Source organism: Empedobacter sp. GD03861, from assembly GCF_029840885.1.
In the GTDB taxonomy this organism is placed as follows: Bacteria; Bacteroidota; Bacteroidia; order Flavobacteriales; family Weeksellaceae; genus Empedobacter; species Empedobacter falsenii_B.
The window spans coordinates 26,393-46,298 of the sequence record NZ_JAOCDJ010000014.1; the positions used below are offsets into that span (position 1 = coordinate 26,393).

The window sequence follows — 19,906 nt, forward strand, 5'->3', positions numbered from 1 at the left end:
GATAATTATAAGTTGAAATCACATGAAAGTATATACAAAAACAGGAGACAAAGGAACAACAGGTTTATATGGAGGAACACGTGTCTCTAAAAATAGTTTAAAGATTGATTCTTACGGAACAGTTGACGAATTAAATTCTTATTTAGGATTAATTCGTTCATATGAAATTGATCCAGCATTAGAGGAAGAAATTATCATCATCCAAAAAGGTTTATTCAATCTTGGTGCTGAATTAGCAACGCCAGTCGATAAATTATACTTGGCAAATGGTAAACCTCGTATTCCGAAAACCGTTACTGAAGAAGATATTGTTCAATTGGAAGAATGGATTGATGATTTGGAAGGACAATTAGAACAATTGACACATTTTATTCTTCCAGGTGGAAATCAAGCAGCTTCTCATGCACATGTTGCGCGTTGTATTTGTCGTCGTGCAGAACGCTTAACAGTTGGTTTAGCTGAAGAAGAAGAAATCCGTCCAGAATTACAAAAATACTTGAATCGTCTTTCTGATTATCTGTTCGTTTTAGGGCGAAAAATTGCCACAGACAATAATCACGAAGAAGTAAAATGGATTCCAGGTGAATAAAAAAGCACTTTTATTTTTGAATGGCGAAGTTCCAACTATTCTGCCTGATACATCAAATTATGATATGATTTTTTGTACAGATGGTGCATTTCGTTATTTACAAAAATTACATATAACGCCCGATGTTATTTCGGGCGATTTTGATTCTTTTGAAATCAGTCAGTTTCCTCCTGAAACAGAAGTTATTTCTACTCCAGATCAAAATGACACAGATTTTACAAAAGCCTTACAAATCATTTTGGATAAAGGTTTTGAACAGGTTGATGTTTTTGGAGCAAGTGGTCGTCAACAAGATCATTTTATTGGAAATTTGAATGCGGCTTATCGTTTCAAAGATCAAATCAATATTTTATTTTACGATAATTATAGTCAATATTTTTTCGCAGAAAAACAAACAAAGTTAGAAGGCTATTTTGGACGAACAATTTCGCTCCTACCCTTTCCTGAATGTAAAAACATTGTCACAAAAGGCTTGGAATATCCGTTAAATAACGAAGATTTGAACTTACTTTCTCGCATAGGAACTCGTAACAAAGCCAATGAAGATGTGGTTACAATTGATTATTCAGAAGGTAATTTAATCATCTTTATCATCGATCAAGAATTTCCTGTTCTGATTGCTTAATTTCACTATTTTTAGTGAAACACGTCTTTTCTATTTTTTGTACATTTACTGAAAACCAAATTACTATGAATAAATTTTCAGTTATTGTTGCATCTATTTTAGCCGTTGGACTGATTGCTGCAACATGTATATTAGGAAACGCCTACAAATATAAATTCAGAAGTTCAGAATCGATCAATGTTACTGGAAATGCTTTGAAAGATTTTAATGCCGATTTAGTTAAATGGCGTGCAACTTTTAGTCGCAAAGATTATGATTTACGTGTTGCTTCGGATCAATTAAAAGCTGACCAAACGGTTGTCAAAAACTTTTTGATTTCGCAAGGAATCAATCCAAAAGAAATAGTTTTTGAAGCGGTAAATATTTCAAAAGATTTTCAGTACGGAACAGATGCAAACGGAAATTCGATTAGTCAATTTACTGGTTATAATCTATCTCAAGACGCAACAATCGAATCGAAAGAATTGGATAAAATAGAAAAAGCTTCGCGCGAAATCTCTACATTAATTAGTCAAGGAATTGAGCTGAGTTCTTCTAATCCAAATTATTATTACTCGAAATTAGAAGATTTGAAACTTGAGTTGATTGCGCAAGCTTCTGAAAATGCAAAACAACGTGCAGAAAATATTGCTACAAAATCTGGCACTAGTTTAGGAAAATTAAAACAAGCCGATTTGGGTATTTTTCAGATAACAGGTAAAAATGATAATGAAGAGTATTCTGCTGGTGGATCATTTAATACAACATCACGTCAGAAAACAGCTCAAATTACAGTGAGAGCAAGTTATAATTCAAATTAAAATAAATAAAAAAGCTTCTTTATATAAAGAAGCTTTTTTGTCTATTTAAATACTACTGCAAGTAATATCAAAGCGGATATTACAATAAGTACATCTACAATTTTAATTCTAAAATTACCAATTCCAAAACCTCTTTTTGTAGCATAATTTTTCTTTGATGACATTATAAATTCCAATTTCTAAAAGAAATACTAAAAGTGTGCCAATTATCTATCAAAATCTAATTTTTTATAAGTTGATGATAATTTAGAATCATAGGATTAAAACCATTTGACTAAAAATTTTAATTTCATGATCCTCAAATTCTTTCCCAATAGCATCAGATGTAGCAGTAATTAGTTCAGGTTAAAAAACATCCCTTTTTAAGTATTAATATATTAACAGTAAATATTTTTACATTTTAAAAAATTATCATATAAATTATAATTTTCCAACAACTTATTATGTTGTAAATTTGCCTTATGCTAAACAACGATACAATTTGTGCATTGGCAACTGCCAATGGAATGGGCGCTATAGCGGTTATTCGTATTTCTGGACCAGAATCAATTTCTAAAGTTGCTCAGATTTATCAATCAAAATTTAATTCAACTAAATCTTTGAATGACGCTTCTTCTCATACCATACATTTGGGTTATGTGATGGATGGAGATACCATTGTTGACGAAGCATTATTCTCAATATTTAAAAATCCTCATTCATATACAGGTGAAGATGTCGTAGAAATTTCGACACATGGATCGATTTATATTCAGCAAAAAGTTTTAGAACTTTTAAATAAAATAGGCATTCGAAATGCCAATCCAGGTGAATATACTTTCAGAGCCTTTTGGAATGGTAAAATGGATTTAACACAAGCAGAAGCTGTTGCTGATCTTATTTCTTCGGATTCTAAGGCTTCGCACGAAATTGCTATCAAACAAATGCGTGGAGGATTCTCTAATCAAATCAAAGATTTAAGAGAACAAATGATCAATTTTGCAGCTTTGATGGAATTAGAATTGGATTTTTCTGAAGAAGATGTTGAATTTGCAGATCGTACACAATTTTATGATTTATTGAATAAATTACAATCCATCTTAAAACGTTTAGCTGATTCTTTTGCTTTTGGAAATGTTATCAAAAATGGAGTACCAGTAGCTATTGTTGGTGCGCCAAATGCAGGGAAATCTACTTTATTAAATGCATTATTAAACGAAGAACGTGCTATTGTTTCGGATATTGAAGGAACAACTCGTGATACCATTGAAGAAACCATTTATATTGACGGTGTTGGGTTCCGTTTTATTGATACAGCTGGAATTCGAGAAGCTGGCGATACGATAGAACGGATTGGAATTGAAAAAACATTCGAAAAAATAGACAATGCTTCTATTATCATCTATTTGTATGATGCCAATATAACTGCTGATAATCAAATCGCCAATCAGTTAGATGATCTACAACGTAGAGGAAAAATCTTGTTTAATGTTGCCAATAAAATTGATGTAACGAATAATGAATCTGCTATCTCAGCTGCAATCAAACAAGAATTTAAAGATGTTGTTCATTTAGAAATCTCTGCTAAAGATCAGTTTAATATTGATGCTTTGAAAGAAAATCTAATTCATCAAATCAAATTAAAAGGAACAAATCAGGATGACACAATCGTTACAAATTCTCGTCACTTAGAAGCATTGCATAACACACTTTCTCAAATTGGAAAAATCAAACAAGGAATGGACATGGCACTTCCTGGAGATTTATTAGCCATGGATATCCGTGAAGCCTTAACCTATTTGGGGCATATCACTGGTGAAATAGATGTTGATCAAGATATATTAGGGACAATTTTTGGGAAGTTCTGTATCGGGAAGTAGTCACCTTTCTTTTGTTTGTTAACTACCTATAAATGTTATATTTAAGAGCAACTATGTTGCTCTTTTTTGTTGCCTAATTGCTTTATTTTGATTAAATTTGATGTACAGTTGTTGCCCAAGCATCAAGTTTGTTGCCCAAAGCACATCAAAATTATAGTATGGAGAAATGATGCACCAACTAGCTACATCAAGCTACTTTGTGCTACAATTAGCAACATTATGAGTACGAACATCAAAATACCAAAATTCTGCCAATTCTGTGGACAAGCCTTTGTTGCCCAAACCACCACTACTCGCTATTGTAGCCACAAGTGCAATTCTAGACACTATAAGCAAATCAAGAAAGAAGAAAAAATAAGAGCCACACTAAGTCAGCAAATTCAAAATGTAAGTTCTGCAAATCCCGAAACCTTGCAAAGTTTGCAAAGCCTACAAAAACTCCCAATCCAAACCACCAACTTTATCAATCTTCGAGATAAAGAATTCCTAAGCGTACAAGAAGCCGCTATTCTTTTAGGTGCTAGTCGTTGGACAATTCAAAGAATGATTAATCGTAACGAATTAAAAGCCTCTAAAATTGGGAGAAGAACAATAATAAAACGTACCGAAATCGATAATCTTTTTAAATGATGAATTATGAAAGTATCTTTAAGACAACGCAAGAAAGGCAACAAAATAACCTTGTACCTTGACTATTACGACAAAGGCAAACGTGAATACGAATATTTAGGTTTGTACCTAACACCTGAACCAGAAAAAGGAAGTTTGACTAAAGCCCAAAAAGATGAAAACAAAAAAATCTTAGAGTTAGCAGAAAGTATCAGAAGCAAAAGACACTTAGAAGCACAAAATCAAATTTATGGTTTTAGAGATAAAGAGAAACAAAAAGGAAATTTCTTAACATTCTTTGAAGCACTAACAGAAAAGAAGAAAGCCAGCGTAGGTAATTACGGCAATTGGGATAGTACCAAAAAACATTTACATGCGTACGATCCAAAAGGTGTTTCATTTGAACGATTAGACAAAGACTGGTTAGAAGGTTTCAAAGATTATTTAGATAATGTAGCCATTACCAAAACAGGTGAACCTATATCTTTAAATACTAAATACTCTTATTTCAATAAAGTTAGAGCCGCATTAAAGCAAGCATTAAAAGAAGGATTGCTAACATATAATCCAGCCGAACAAGTACAACCATTTCCACAAGACGAAGTTCAGAGAGAATTTTTATCTTTAGAGGAAGTTCAAACCTTAGTGCATACACCTTGTAAGAATGAAACACTAAAACGTATGTTTTTATTCTCGTGCCTTACAGGATTGCGTTGGTCAGATATTGAAAAGCTAAAATGGTCAGAAGTGCAATATTCAGAACAGTTAGGTAATTTCTTACGCTTCAAACAACAGAAAACCAACGGAGCTGAAATGCAACCTATATCCGAAGATGCTCGTACCTTATTAGGCGAAGAAGGTAATCCAAAAGATAACGTGTTTACAGGGTTTAAATATGGCAATTGGAACAAAACCTTATTAAAAGATTGGATGACCGATGCAGGTATCAAAAAGCACATTACATTCCATTGTGCTAGACATACTTATGCTACATTACAATTAACGCTGGGTACTGATATTTACACCGTATCGAAGTTGTTAGGACATAAAAACCTATCCACAACCGAAATATACACTAAGGTTATTAATGAGAAAAAGATTGAAGCCGCTAACAAAATAAAACTGAACCTATAACTATGGATTTGATTGTATATAGAAATATCCTTTATGGAGTTTTGAAACCTTGGCAACAAGACGATGCGAACGAAAAGTTTTTTAGACAAAATCTAAATCCAAACTTTGTCAATCCAGCTGATCCTTCAGTATTTTACGAAGCGTTGAAAGAGCTTTTACCTACCTATCGTGTATTATATGATGAGGATGGATTAGAAGTGTACGAAACTCAATCAGATACGGAAGTAGAATATACAATCAACAGCCCTATGATTAATATAGCGCTGAATGAACCATTTTCGGCTACAAGTAAATTCTATTATTACTTATTACAGAATGAAACGACACGAATCAGTAACAGAATTTACTATTGCTTCAATAAAGACATTAACGAAACCAACAAAAAGGAATTAATCCAAAATGTGATCAAATCTTGCAAAGATTTACTTTTAAGAATTGGCACTGACAAGAGTTTATATCCTTCGGATAAATTAACAGATTATGTAATCGATTTATTGGTTAAATGTATCGTTCGTTTACTAAAGGAAGTCGAATTACTTTATCCTGCCTATACCAATCAAATAAAAACAGAACAATACGAGATATTCTCTGAATTGCTTCACGATCATTTCGAATCTTTCGAAACGGATACTACCACACCAACATTCCAAGAGGCTAAAAATGCAATACTTCAAATAGATGATTTTAAACTCGAAAAATCAGACAAACTATCTTTTGGCTTCAATGGAAATAAAGAAAATCTTAAATCAGTAATAAATGCATTAAACAGACATTTATATCTTTTAAATGAAGATAAAACCTCATCAGATGATTTATTAAGTGTGCTTACATCTAAAGATTTAAAAATTGGTGCGCCACAAATTCATTTAGATTGCGAAACCACTCAATTTGCTTATATCGTTGATAAATTAAAATCACATTTTCATAACCTTACACCTACAAGTATCGAGAAAACCAATTTGTTTTATTCTAAAAAAGGCACACTATTAAAAAGGAATAATTTATATAAAAACAACAGCAATTATCCTAAAGAACAAGATACCATTGATAGAATTATCAAACAATTATAAATAAAAACAGTAAGATGAGTAAGATGTCTTAGTAAGACGTTACCATCTTACTTTTTACCCCTCTCAATCTCTAGAATTTTGACTTAGAAATTTAAAAATATAAGTCATGAGTTCAGAGAATTTAATCTTAGAAAAGCTTGCTCAATTAGAAGGTAAAATTGAGGAGCAAAATTTATTGCAAAAAGAAGTATTAACGTTTAATGATGTGTGTAAGTATTTAGACATAAGTTCTTCACACCTTTACAAACTAACTTCTCAAAAGCAAATTCCACATTTTTGTCCACAAGGGAAAAAACTCTATTTCAATCGTACAGAAATAGACCAATGGTTAATGCGTAACAGGCAAGAAACTACGGAAGACATCGAAACAGCTGCAGCTAATTATTTAATCAAAAACAAACGTAAATAATTATGAGCTTTTATAGATTTTCCGAAGAAGAGGTTCAACAGATTATGGATCGTTTAGATCAATTATCTATCGAGGTTAAAAAGAAACAACGTACCGAACCCGACCAAGTCTTTTACGATAATCAGGAGTTTCTCCAGATTATGAATATTAGCAAACGTACTGCCGCTTATTGGCGTACCGAAAACATTATTACCTATTCACAAGTAGGCAATAAAATCTACTACACTTTAGCCGACATCTTAGAGCTATTACAACGTAGTAAAATTCCAGCTAACAATTCCATTAACCTTAAATCTATTAACAATGACTAGAGTATCAATTTTCCAAAACTTCAATAATCCTGTACAAACCATTACATTACAGGATTTAATCTCAAACATCAAAACAGGTACATACCAAGATGATGTAAACACCATTCGTATGGCTATTGGAATGGGCAAACCCGAAAGAGCCGATGAATTAAAAAAGAACCTTTTAGCTTTCACGCCATCAGCAACATATTCTGGTGGCAGAAAAAAAGAGTTTATTCAAGAATATAATCAAATCATTCACTTAGATTTTGATAATATTGATGAAGAAGATTTAATTCAAATCACTACACAAACCGCATCTATTTCGTATACCTTAGCTTGTTTCAAAAGTCCAAGTGGTAATGGTTTAAAAGTATTTATTCAAGTAGATAGTTTACTACAACACCACGACTTAGCATACAAACAAGTACAAGAATATTACGAAAAGCAATTAGGTATTAATGCCGATCCTAAATGTAAAGATGTAACAAGATTGTGTTTTGTATCGTTTGATGAAAATGCGTATTACAATCCATTAGCTACAATATTTGCTGTCAATACAAAAGTTGAAGAAAAAGTAGTAAACCAACCTGTACAAATTACGAGTAATAATTCAGATGATGTATTTCAATATTGCGTAGAATTTACCAATAAGATTATCCAATTCGAAAAAGGCAATCGAAACAACTATGTATATCAGTTAGCGTGTAATCTAAACCGTAAAGGCGTAAATCAGTTAGATGCAGAACAATTCATTTTACAAAACTTTCATCACGAAAATCAAAAAGAATTCATCAAGTCTATTGAAAGTGCATACAGAAATCAAGCACACGAGTTTGGTACATTTGCAAAGACTGCAAACTTTGCAAACTTGCAAAAAGACAGTCCACCTGATAAAGAACCAGTGTATGATGAGGTAGATTATCTTAAAACCACACCCACAATTCCTGCTCGTATCGTCAATTATTTACCCGAATTATTAATTGAGGGGTGCGAAGCGTTTAAGGATAACGAACGCAAACGTGATGTATTTCTTACAGCTGGACTAACTATTTTAAGTGGTTGTTTGCCTAATGTTACAGGTATCTACCACCAAGAAAGAGTGTACCCGCATTTGTTCTCATTCATTATTGCTCCTGCAGCAAGTGGAAAAGGTGTGCTTAAAAATGCCAAACGTTTAGGCGATAAAATACACGAGCGTTTTGTGAATAAATCGAATGAAGCTAAAAAAGCATTCGAAATAGAAAATGCAGAATACAAAACAATGCTCGCCAAACGCAAAAAAGACGATGCTATTCCCGAAAAACCTGTTGAACCAAAATTCAATTTATTGTTTCTACCTGCCGATACCAGCCAAGCAATGATGATGAAAATGCTTCAAGACAACAATGGTAAAGGTATCATTTGCGAAACAGAAGCCGATGCAATGAGTGGTGCAAACAAACAAGACTGGGGAAATTACTCGCATATTATGAGAGCCGCATTCCATCACGAAAAAATTTCAGCAGCCCGTAAAACCAATAATGAATTATTAGAAATTCCTAATCCTCAATTAGCCGTTTCATTATCAGGTACACCAGCACAAGTGCCCAAATTAATTCAATCAGCAGAAGATGGTTTGTTTAGTCGATTTATGTTCTATGCGTTCAAGAATGAAATTATATGGCAAGATCCATCACCTAAAAAAGGTGGAATTATTTTCAATGATCATTTCGAAAAATTATCTAACGATGTATTACAGGTATATGATTTTCTAGAACAGCACCCTACCGAAGTACAATTAACGCCCAATCAATGGGAACAATTAAATATAGTTTTCAGTAAACTTTTAACCAATACCGTATTATTCAATAGCGATGATACCTCAAGTATTGTATTTCGTTTAGGCTTAATCTTGTATCGTTTTTGTATGATATTCACAGCCCTACGGAAGTTCGAAAATGGCGATTGCTCAAAAGATGTAACCTGTACAGATGATGACTTTGAGGCATCTTTGATGCTTTCAGATGTGTATTTGCAACACAGTCTTTTAATGTTCAATAATCTGGAAGAAAACAAAGAGCCTATTACCTACAAAATGGGCAATAACAAAAAAGCTTTTTACGAGGCTTTACCACAATCATTCCAACGTAAAGAAGCAATAGAATTAGGTGCAAAGTACAATCTATCAGAACGTTCAGTAGATAATTTCCTTAGTAATTCTGTACCCGAATTATTGTCTAAACCTAAAACAGGATGGTATGAAAAACTCTAGGTTAATCGTCCTTAAATTAATATATTTGAGCAATCAAAGATTTGTCGTATAATCTAAAATAAATAGATAAAATAGAATGCAAGAATTCAATTTCAACCAACATATAACGCAATTACTTAAAGCAGATAATCGCTTAGTAGATGAAGAAAACGATATACAAATAAATGTACTAAGAGATTTAGTAAACAACCTAGACAGTCAGTTAATAGAACTTTTAATCACTGATGACAAGGTTAGAGAAAAGTTTTTCATTAAAGTAAAAGACGTTTACGTATTCAAGCAAAACGATTTTATTTTTTACTTAGATAGCAAAGTTTTAGATGGTTCTTACACCCAATATGCCAATCGTATAGGATTGGCTTCTGGCGGCAAGTTTCTAACGGACAGTACAGATTATGTATTAGATTTTCCGTACAAAGATTGCGTATTAGAAGGTGGACAAAGTACAGAAGAAGGAAATGATATCTATTTTGAATTTGATGCTGATACTAACGACTATGTAGAAAAAACAGCAAAGCGTAAAGAGATTTTCTATAATAACATTATTGCAAAAGACGAGATAGACCGTTTGTTAGAGCCTAAAGCTTTTCAGAAAGTAGTACGCTATGATGCGAATGGCGAAACTATTCCTACATCATTCACTAGAGATGCAGAATTGAATAGACAACGTGGTTTACCAGAAGATACCATTACCGATAATTTGATTATTAAAGGCAACAACTTATTAGCTTTACATTCCTTAGAAAAAGAGTTTAAAGGGAAAGTAAAACTCATCTATATCGATCCGCCTTATAATACTGAAAAAGACAGTTTTACATATAACGACAAATTTAGTCATTCAGCGTGGCTAACATTTATGTATAACAGACTTAAAATTTCATATAATTTATTAAATGAAGATGGTTTATTGTTCATTAGTTGTGATGATAAGGAACAAGCCTATTTAAAAGTTTTAGTTGATTCTATTTACTTACGAGAAAATTTTATTGCAAATCTACCGACAATTATGAATTTAAAAGGGAATAATGATGAATTTGGATTTGCAGGTACTCACGAATATACTCTAGTTTATGCTAAAAATAAAACCTCAGCAAAGATTAATGATTTTGATATAGATGAGGAAGAATTAGAAAAATGGGATATTGATGATATTGGTTATTATAAGAAGGGTGCACCTTTGAGAGCAACTGGAGATGAAGATAAAAGAGAAGATCGTAAAGATATGTTTTACCCTATTCTTATTAAAAACAATTCATTATACTCTATTTCTAAAGAAGAACACTCCAAACTGTATAATAAAGAAACAGATAGTTTTGATGATATTTATTTGAATAATTTAATTTCAAAATATAAATCTGAGGGTTATGATGTAGTTTTACCAATGTCTGATTTAGATTTTGGAAGATGGAGGTGGGGATTTTCTGAAAAAAATACAATTAAGCTATCAACAGATGTAATCATTAATAAGACTAAAAACGGTTACACTCTTTACAAAAAGCAAAGACCAGACTTAGGGGATTTACCTTCTAAAAAGCCTAAATCTTTAATGTACAAAGCTGAATATTCAAGTGGTAACGGTACAGCTCAAGTAAAAAAAATTTTTAAAGATAAAGTTTTTAAAAATCCGAAACCTATCGATTTGTTAATAGATATATTTAAAATCGGTAGTAATGATAATGATATAATCTTGGATTTTTTTGTTGGTAGTGGAACTACAGGTCACGCAATAAATGAACTAAATTATCATCTTAAAACAAATAGACAATTTATATTGATTGAACAGTTAGATTATGTTGAAAATATCACTAATCAAAGATTAATTTATTCGATAAATTCAAAGAAATTTGGTTCATTCGTTTACGCAGAATTAGCAAAGAACAACGAAACAGCCAAAGAACGTATAGCCGCTTGTAATAGTTTAGAAGATTTACTACAACTTTTTGAGGAATTAAACACACGCTATTTCTTAGATTATAATGTGCGTATCAAAGATTTCAAAGAAAATATAATCAAAGAAGAAGCGTTTATCAATCTTAGCTTAGCTCGTCAAAAAGAGTTATTCAAACGTATGTTAGATAACAATCAGTTGTATGTCAATCTTTCAGAAGTAGAAGATGCACGCTACAAACTTTCAGAAGATGCCATTCGTTTGACCAAAGATTTTTATCAAATCAAAAACTAAAACCCTATGAGTGATCATATACCCATATTACCTTCAGATGAATTATCAGAATTTATATTGTATACCGACCCATCGGGCAAGGTAAAGGTAGAAATTTTTGTTCTAAACGATACGGTGTGGTTAACGCAACAACGTATTGCAGAATTGTTTGGGGTATCTAAATCAACTATTAGCGAGCATCTTAAGAATATATTCGAAAGTGGTGAATTGGCGAAAGAAGCAACTGTTCGGAAATTCCGAACAGTTCAAGTAGAAGGCGATCGAGAAGTCAATCGTAATTTAGAATATTATAATTTAGATGCAATAATTTCTGTTGGTTATCGAGTTAATTCTACCAAAGCAACTCAATTCCGTATATGGGCGACCAATACCTTGAAGGAATTTATCATCAAAGGTTTTGTATTAGATGATGATAGACTAAAAGAAGGTAAAAAACTTTTTGGAAAAGACTATTTCAAAGAGTTATTGGAGCGTATACGTTCCATACGTGCCAACGAACGTCGCATATACCAACAAATTACCGATATATTTCAAGAATGTAGTATCGACTATGATAAGAATTCAGAGATAACGAAGAATTTTTACGCAATGGTGCAAAACAAATTTCATTACGCCATCACAGGTCATACTGCAGCTGAAATTATATATCTCAATGCAGACAGCACAAAACCCAATATGGGATTAAAAACGTGGAAAAATAGTCCTGATGGTCGCATTATCAAGTCAGATACCAATGTAGCGAAAAACTATCTTAACGAAGATGAAATCAAACAGCTCGAACGTACGGTTTCTTCTTACTTCGATTATATAGAAGGATTGGTAGAGCGTCGTACTACATTCACGATGGAAGCACTGGCAGAAAGTGTCAATAAGTTTTTAGAGTTTAACGAGTACAGAATATTAGACGGTAAAGGCACACGCAGTCAAAAACAAGCCGAAAACAAAGCTTTCGCAGAGTACGACGTATTTAATAAAACACAAAAGATTGAATCTGATTTTGACAAAATGGTAAAATCCATTCAAACTAAAAAGAAAAATTAATGACTTTATTTCAAGATAAATATCTTTTTGAAACACTAAGAGATAAAGCCTACGATTTAGGGATAACAAAACAGCTTATTCCTAGTTATATTACCGATAATTTACGCTTTCCATTATTCAAATGGCAGGAAGATGCTATGCAAAATTTTCTATTAGCAGAAGCGATTAAGCAAGTAGAAAATCCGGGTACAGCATCGCATTATATGTTCAATATGGCTACAGGTACAGGTAAAACGCTTGTACTAGCTTCTACCATATTATACTATTACAAACAAGGTTATCGTAATTTTATATTCTTTGTAGACCAAAATAATATTGTAGGTAAAACAGAAGATAACTTAACAGACGCTAACCATCACAAATACTTATATACAAACCCTATCGTCATTGATGATAAAACGGTTGAGGTGCGTAAAGTAGATAATTTTTCGCCTTATATAGATGGCACTACGTTAGATAATCCTACTATAGATCATATCGAAATTATTTTTACATCCATACACAAATTGCATAATGCGATGTACGTAGTGAAAGAAAACGATATGTTTTTGGATGATCTACAAAAACGGGATTTAATTCTTTTAGCAGACGAAGCACATAGCTTTAATGCGGATACCAAAAAGAAAAAGCAATTAGATTTGGTAGAATTTAAAGAATTAAAAGATGGTGCAAAGGCAGAAGATGTAGAGCGTAGTTGGGAAAATACAGTAACTGGGAAATTATTACAGAAAGAAGGCATCAAAACGTATGTCAATAATAATGTATTGTTAGAATTTACGGCAACTATCCCAAAAGATACCAACGTAGCAGATAAGTACAAAGATAAAATCATCATTAAGTTCGATTTACCCGAATTCCTAAAAGCTGGTTATACCAAAGAAATCAATTTAGTATCATCTAATTTCGATAAAAAACAACGTATTCTACAAGCATTGCTATTCAATTGGTATCGTCATTATATAGCAAGAATACACCATATTCAAAATTTCAAACCTGTAATTCTTTTCAGAAGTAAATATTCTGATGAAAAGCTTGAAGGCAATGTACAAGAAGATTACACCTATTTCAGAGAGGTTATAGATAGCTTGACAACCGCAGATTTTAAATTCTTAGAATCTATTAATGTTGAACAAGCTCAAAAAATCTATGAAATAGGTCAAAGTAGAATCGTTGATATTGTACGAATTGTAAATGATAAATTTAATGGAGATTATCAACACATTATTTCGTATATCAAATCTACATTCAAAGAAAATAATTGCATTGTTACCCATTCGAAAGAGAAAAATGCTACAGGTCGTAAAGGGGAAGAAAAAACAACGTATAATCAAGATAGATTACTTAATAGCTTAGAAGATAAAAATAACCCTATTACAGCTATATTTACGTGTAAGCGTTTAACACAAGGTTGGGATGTATTAAATCTATATGACATTGTACGTATGTACGAAGGTCGTGATGCAGGTAAAGATACCAAAACAGGAAAACGTAAAGCAGGTACAAGTACAGTTTCAGAAGTTCAGTTGATAGGTCGTGGTGTACGTTATAATCCTTTTAAATTTGGAGATGACGAACCAAACAAACGAAAATTCGATAAGCAATTAGATCACCCATTACGTGTATTAGAAGAATTTTATTTTCATTCTGATAAAGATGAAAGATACATTGATGAGCTAAAGTTAGAGTTAAAAAATCAAAAGTTGTTTTCAGATGATAAGAAAGTGATTAAACATTTTGATATTAAAGAACATATTAAAAATGACAAAGACTCATTCTATCATCAACTAAAAATATTTGCTAACGATAAATTAGAAAATCCTAATCGTCGTAAAACAACATTAGAAGATATTATTCAAAATTTCAAATTTGAATATACTATTCCATCTTATGACTATAAAGCTGAAAAGGTAATTTTAGAAGATGGGAAAAAAGATGAAGTTCGCCATAGTCAAGGAAATGAAGATAAAAAAGTTATAAAGAAAAAATTATCTGATTTTATTTTAGGAGAACAAAGACACATTATATTAAAAGCATATAACGAAATTGCCAAAAAAGAAAATTCATTATTCAGATTTGAAAAATTAAAAGTAGAATTACAAATCAAATCTATTGATGATTTATGGTTAGATACCTTCTTTGGAAATTTATATGTGACGTTGTATTTACCGAAACAATATGAAGATCTGTCGCAAGTAGAACCTAAAATATTATTAAAGGCATTTACACGCTTCTTTGAACAATTCATTGCAGAATGGAAAAAAGAAATACACCCACACATAGGAAGTGACTTTGAAGCAAAGCCTTTTAAATATTATTTTGAAAGTCCAAAACCAGTGGCAGTTGTAGAAGATGCTTCTAATACAAAATTAGAGAGCGATTTAATAACAAAAGATTGGTACGCATTAAATCATTTTCACGGTACGTCCGAAGAACAATCATTGGTTCAGTTCCTAATTGATACAATAGAGAATTTCAAAGAAAAATACGAAAATATATACCTATTAAGAAATGAACAAGTATATAAAATATACGACTTCAAAGATGGTAAAGGTTTCGAACCAGATTTTCTATTGTTTTTAAAAGAGAAAGAAGCAGATAGATATTATCAAGTATTTATCGAACCTAAAGGTTCTCAATTCAAAGATGCTACAGGTAAATTTGATAATAGTAAAGAAGCTTGGAAAGAACAATTCCTAACAGAAATTACCAATAAATACGGTAAAGAAGATGTTCTAAAAGTAGAAAACAAAGACTATCGTTTAGTTGGTTTACCGCTATACAATGCAACTATCGCACATTTTGTAAAGCAAAGTATTTATGAAAATTTAGAAGTAGAGTTATAAAAATAAAAGGAGCAAAATTTGCTCCTTTTATTTTTCCCTAAAATATTGTAAGTTAGTCTAATGCTTCTTTTAGCAGAAAGCTCTAATTAATCACGATGAAATATGCAGCAACTAACGATAAACCTAATACCATTAGAGATCAATAACGCTACTTTACAATGTAGCTTTTATACAGAGAAGTTCGAAGGTTCATATCCATTACACAGAAGCGAATTACCTTGCGAATTATGGGATAATCATAAAGAAGAAATAAAAGATAAATTTTACTATACTTCCTTTGAAATCGGGCAAGATGCAGCATTCACCACAACCATAGATTTATCCAAATCAACCAAATTTGCCAAACACTTTTATACGCAACAGCTATTGCGTTATATTTCGCCATTAGTAGATGCGGTAAAACTAAACTTTGTAAAAGACATCGAAGTTTGGATTAAAAACACCTCACTATCTAAAACAGAGTACACCACTTACGATAAATACACGTTAAAAATAGAATATTCATACCTCATCAATAGCCTAGCGTTATTAATAGCGTATGATGGCATATCTAAGGTGGTTACACAATCCATCAACACATTTAATATTCCAACCCATCACTTCAAAAAAGTAATATTCAGAAACGAGATTTTAAGTTTTGATAAGCTACACGATGAAGCTAAATTATATTTGAATGAAGTATATCCAGTATTAAACATCGGATTAAAAAACGCTTTAGGAATAGCACATACGGTGGACAAATCAGCCAACAGATACAAAACTTATTATCAGTTAATTAATGATTTTAAAAAGAAATATTTAAGCAACAGTACATTAAGTTTTCTAAAACCATCAGACAACTTTTACCCAATACCAACCCAAAAGGTATATGCTACGCATTACCATTCCAATAATTTAAGGTTTGGCAAAGACAAAGGAATAGATCCAAAAGTTGGCATCAAAAAGTTTGGTCCTTATCAACCAAGCCCACATCAACACGTTAAATTCTTCTTTATCTATCATCAGCCTGATAGACAAGAATATGTAGTGCCACTTTATGAATATTTTACTAAAGGTTTTAAAGGCTTTTTTCCACCATTGGCCACACATATTTGTCAACCATTCCATATGGATAAAGATACCAGCTTGGCATACACCAATATTAATACAGCTTTAGTAGAATTAAAACAGCATTTAATACATTTCAGAAAAGAACCCAATACACGTTATGTAGCCATCTATGTAAGTCCTGTTCATAAAGAATCTGAGCAAGATGTACAGTTGTATTACCAAATCAAAGAGGAATTATTAAAGCAAGATATTTCCTCACAAGTGATATATAAAGAAAGCATCAAAAACAATTATTTCGGAGCATTCTTAGAGAATATTACACCTGCTTTATTAGCCAAAATAGACGGTATTCCTTGGCGTTTGGATAGAGAGCTAAAGCAAGAATTAATCATTGGTGTAGGAGCTTTTAAATCGGCTCAATTCAACACACGTTATGTAGGCAGTGCATTCTGTTTTAATAACAAAGGAGAATTCAAAGGATTTGATTGTTTCAGAAACAACGAAATAGATTTAATAGCAGGAGCAATAGGAAAGCAGGTGCTAAAATTTGTTATAGATAATAACAACCAAGCCGAACGATTAATTATACATTATTACAAACCAATAGGAAAGGATGAAATAGACCCTATACAACAAACATTAAAACGGTTAAACTTAAATATTCCAATCATTATCATTTCCATCAACAAAACAGAATCATCAGATTATGTAGCATTTGATACCAATTCTTCAGAATTAATGCCAATGAGTGGAACTATATTGCAAATTAGCAAACTCAAATACCTTTTGTATAACAACACAAGATATTCAGTAGAAGGCAAACCAATAGCATATCCATTTCCAGTAAAATTAGCATTATACTGTACAGATAAAGATTATTTAGAAAATGTAAACAACGTAAAAGAATTAATAGACCAAGTCTATCAATTCAGCAGAATGTATTGGAAATCAGTGAAGCAACAAAACTTACCTGTAACCATCAAATACCCAGAAATGGTAGCACAAATATTCCCACACTTCGAAGGAGATAAACTTCCCGACTTCGGAAAAAACAACCTGTGGTTTTTGTAAATGTAATTTACTGACAAAGAAATAATATCTTGTATATTTATAGATTTAATCTCCAACTAAATGATTGTGAAAAATAATGGGAAATATTGTCAATAGTATTAATGACCAAATACAAAAATTTAAAGATAGAAAGTTAAATATAAGCTGTTACGAAGAAAGTAAGCTTAAAGAAATACTATTGGATATAGGATATTATAGATTAGGATTTTATTGTTATTACTATTATGATAAAAACAAAAATGAATTCGATCAAAATATTAAAATTTCAGATATTGTCAATCTATATTATCTAGATATTGACTTAAAATATTTACTATTAAAATACATTAATCGTATTGAAATTAATTTTAGAACAAAGTTGATTTACTATGTATCAATGAAATATAAAGATAATCCATATTGGTACGTAGATGAAAATATAATGAGTGAAGAATATGTAAAGGATTTTAAAGAGAAGATTTATACTGAAAAATTCAAAACAGAAAATTTAGCTTTAAAAAAACATCACGAAAAACCTACAAGTGGAGATTATGCACCTTGCTGGAAAGTATTTGAGTATTTAACTTTTGGTTCGATAATAACGATTTTTAATAATATTAAAGATGAGGAAGTCAGACAGAGAGTTTGTGATAAATATAATATTAAGCATTTAAATAAGTTCAATTTGCTTTTAAATTCAGTTAGATTAATTCGTAATATTTGTGCGCATAGTGGTGTATTATTTGATTATTCATTGCCTAAAAGTGTTAGTACAATACCTCAAATAAACTTTAATAAAGGCGATAGAAATTCTTTAGATACATCGATAAAAATAATAGGTTTTTTTATTGAAAATATTTCAGTGAATCGCTATCAAGATTTCCAAGATGAAATTAAAGACTTTTTTGAAACTAGAAAGAAAGATACTGTATTAGCATCAGTGATTAAGGATAGAATAAAATATTTAGATTAAAATATACTACTTATCAAATTATTTGTATATTTGCACTACAAAGTGCCTCACTCGACAAGCTCATTTGGTGCACTATAAAAAAATATTCAGCTCGGTTTTTATAGCCGAGCTTTTTTTATGTCTACAATAAAACGGCTTTTAGGTTTCGGATAAATTGAAGTTTTGTCCATTCTAATCTATGGATATAAGTAGTAATTCTTAATTATATACTATTGTTTCATCAAATATTATATCGTAATATTGCAATGATAATAAATCAATAATGGGAATAACTAAATCGGAAATATTTACAGACGAACAAAATAAACTAGCTACTTTATTCAAGGTATTAGGACATCCTGCTCGTGTGGCTATTATTCAGCATATTATCAAACAGAATGCGTGTATCTGTACGGATTTGGTGGATGAATTAGGTTTGGCACAAGCCACCATTTCTCAACATTTAAAAGAATTAAAAAGTATCGGAATTATTCAAGGTTCCATCGAAGGAAAATCGGTTTGTTATTGTATTGATGAAAAGGTTTGGGCTGCAATTCAAAATGAATTTTCTAACTTTTTCAATCAAAATGTCAAAATAGAGAAATGCTGTTAAGGCGTTTTTTTTGAAATAAACCATCGTAATATTACGATTAATAAATAATATAAGAATATGAAACTTTCAGAAATCAAAGAAATCTTACCAACATTAGAAAATGTTGAATTTCAATTAGAGGATGCTACTTTCGTGCCAGAGCATTTCCACGTTACAGAAGTGGGAGAAATCACAAAGAAATTTATTGATTGTGGTGGAGTTATTAGAAATGAAAAAGTAGTAAACTTTCAACTATGGAATGCTGATGATTACGAACATCGTTTAAAACCAGGTAAATTATTAAACATTATTCGCTTATCCGAAAATAAATTAGGAATTGAAGATGCCGAAATCGAAGTAGAATATCAGTCGACTACAATTGGTAAATACGATCTTGAATTTAATGGAAAACATTTCATTTTAAAAAATAAAAAAACAGCTTGTTTAGCCGAAGATGCTTGCGGTATTCCCGTTGCAACTGAAAATAAATTTAGAGTAAAAGAAGAAAAATCTTCTTGTTGCACACCTAATTCTGTATGTTGCTAATATTATATTTT

The 19,906-nt window shown here is 31.4% G+C and carries 17 protein-coding genes; all 17 read left to right on the forward strand.

Going from position 1 to position 19,906, the window contains the following annotated elements; all coding sequences use genetic code 11:
• Nucleotides 1-22 precede the first annotated feature (22 nt).
• The 17 genes from N5D03_RS08745 (at nucleotide 23) to N5D03_RS08825 (ending at nucleotide 19,895) form a co-directional block, all read left to right on the forward strand.
• Entirely contained in the window at nucleotides 23-589 is a 567-nt protein-coding gene (locus tag N5D03_RS08745) for a cob(I)yrinic acid a,c-diamide adenosyltransferase (protein WP_125350685.1), read from the forward strand.
• Complete coding sequence (locus N5D03_RS08750) at nucleotides 582-1,214, forward strand: thiamine diphosphokinase (protein WP_280051394.1); 633 nt, start codon at nucleotides 582-584, stop codon at nucleotides 1,212-1,214. Before N5D03_RS08745 ends, N5D03_RS08750 begins: the two co-directional genes overlap by 8 nt.
• A 65-nt stretch (nucleotides 1,215-1,279) precedes the next feature.
• The gene (locus tag N5D03_RS08755; RefSeq protein WP_280051395.1) at nucleotides 1,280-2,014 is read left to right on the forward strand and encodes an SIMPL domain-containing protein; all 735 of its coding nucleotides are present in this window, start codon (nucleotides 1,280-1,282) and stop codon (nucleotides 2,012-2,014) included.
• Between the two features lie 461 nt (nucleotides 2,015-2,475).
• A complete protein-coding gene (gene mnmE / locus N5D03_RS08760) occupies nucleotides 2,476-3,873 on the forward strand; it encodes a tRNA uridine-5-carboxymethylaminomethyl(34) synthesis GTPase MnmE (RefSeq protein ID WP_280051397.1) in 1,398 nt (465 codons plus the stop codon).
• Nucleotides 3,874-4,092: 219 nt separating this feature from the next.
• Nucleotides 4,093-4,503, forward strand: coding sequence for a helix-turn-helix domain-containing protein (locus N5D03_RS08765; RefSeq protein ID WP_280051399.1), 411 nt, complete (start codon nucleotides 4,093-4,095; stop codon nucleotides 4,501-4,503).
• A 6-nt stretch (nucleotides 4,504-4,509) separates the two neighbouring features.
• Complete coding sequence (locus tag N5D03_RS08770) at nucleotides 4,510-5,616, forward strand: site-specific integrase (RefSeq protein WP_280051400.1); 1,107 nt, start codon at nucleotides 4,510-4,512, stop codon at nucleotides 5,614-5,616.
• Nucleotides 5,617-5,618: 2 nt separating this feature from the next.
• Nucleotides 5,619-6,686 (forward strand): DUF6617 family protein, encoded by a 1,068-nt coding sequence (locus N5D03_RS08775; RefSeq protein WP_280051402.1) that lies wholly within the window; start codon nucleotides 5,619-5,621, stop codon nucleotides 6,684-6,686.
• 106 nt (nucleotides 6,687-6,792) lie between these two features.
• A complete protein-coding gene (locus N5D03_RS08780; RefSeq protein ID WP_125350790.1) occupies nucleotides 6,793-7,095 on the forward strand; it encodes a helix-turn-helix domain-containing protein in 303 nt (100 codons plus the stop codon).
• A 2-nt stretch (nucleotides 7,096-7,097) separates the two neighbouring features.
• Complete coding sequence (locus N5D03_RS08785; RefSeq protein ID WP_125350789.1) at nucleotides 7,098-7,406, forward strand: helix-turn-helix domain-containing protein; 309 nt, start codon at nucleotides 7,098-7,100, stop codon at nucleotides 7,404-7,406.
• Nucleotides 7,399-9,639, forward strand: coding sequence for a DUF3987 domain-containing protein (locus tag N5D03_RS08790; RefSeq protein WP_280051403.1), 2,241 nt, complete (start codon nucleotides 7,399-7,401; stop codon nucleotides 9,637-9,639). Before N5D03_RS08785 ends, N5D03_RS08790 begins: the two co-directional genes overlap by 8 nt.
• Nucleotides 9,640-9,715: 76 nt before the next feature.
• Nucleotides 9,716-11,821 (forward strand): site-specific DNA-methyltransferase, encoded by a 2,106-nt coding sequence (locus tag N5D03_RS08795; protein ID WP_280051404.1) that lies wholly within the window; start codon nucleotides 9,716-9,718, stop codon nucleotides 11,819-11,821.
• A gap of 114 nt (nucleotides 11,822-11,935) precedes the next feature.
• Nucleotides 11,936-12,862 carry a RhuM family protein gene (gene rhuM / locus N5D03_RS08800; protein WP_347880918.1) on the forward strand — a complete coding sequence of 309 codons (927 nt, stop codon included), beginning with the start codon at nucleotides 11,936-11,938 and terminating at the stop codon, nucleotides 12,860-12,862.
• The gene (locus N5D03_RS08805; protein WP_280051406.1) at nucleotides 12,862-15,705 is read left to right on the forward strand and encodes a DEAD/DEAH box helicase family protein; all 2,844 of its coding nucleotides are present in this window, start codon (nucleotides 12,862-12,864) and stop codon (nucleotides 15,703-15,705) included. Before rhuM ends, N5D03_RS08805 begins: the two co-directional genes overlap by 1 nt.
• 102 nt (nucleotides 15,706-15,807) lie before the next feature.
• Nucleotides 15,808-17,826 (forward strand): Piwi domain-containing protein, encoded by a 2,019-nt coding sequence (locus N5D03_RS08810; RefSeq protein ID WP_280051407.1) that lies wholly within the window; start codon nucleotides 15,808-15,810, stop codon nucleotides 17,824-17,826.
• A 76-nt stretch (nucleotides 17,827-17,902) separates the two neighbouring features.
• Nucleotides 17,903-18,778, forward strand: a complete 876-nt coding sequence (locus N5D03_RS08815) for an Abi family protein (protein ID WP_280037788.1) — start codon at nucleotides 17,903-17,905, stop codon at nucleotides 18,776-18,778.
• Nucleotides 18,779-19,040: 262 nt separating this feature from the next.
• Nucleotides 19,041-19,370, forward strand: coding sequence for a metalloregulator ArsR/SmtB family transcription factor (locus tag N5D03_RS08820; protein WP_125350838.1), 330 nt, complete (start codon nucleotides 19,041-19,043; stop codon nucleotides 19,368-19,370).
• A gap of 57 nt (nucleotides 19,371-19,427) precedes the next feature.
• Entirely contained in the window at nucleotides 19,428-19,895 is a 468-nt protein-coding gene (locus N5D03_RS08825) for a DUF6428 family protein (protein WP_125350837.1), read from the forward strand.
• Nucleotides 19,896-19,906: the final 11 nt, after the last annotated feature.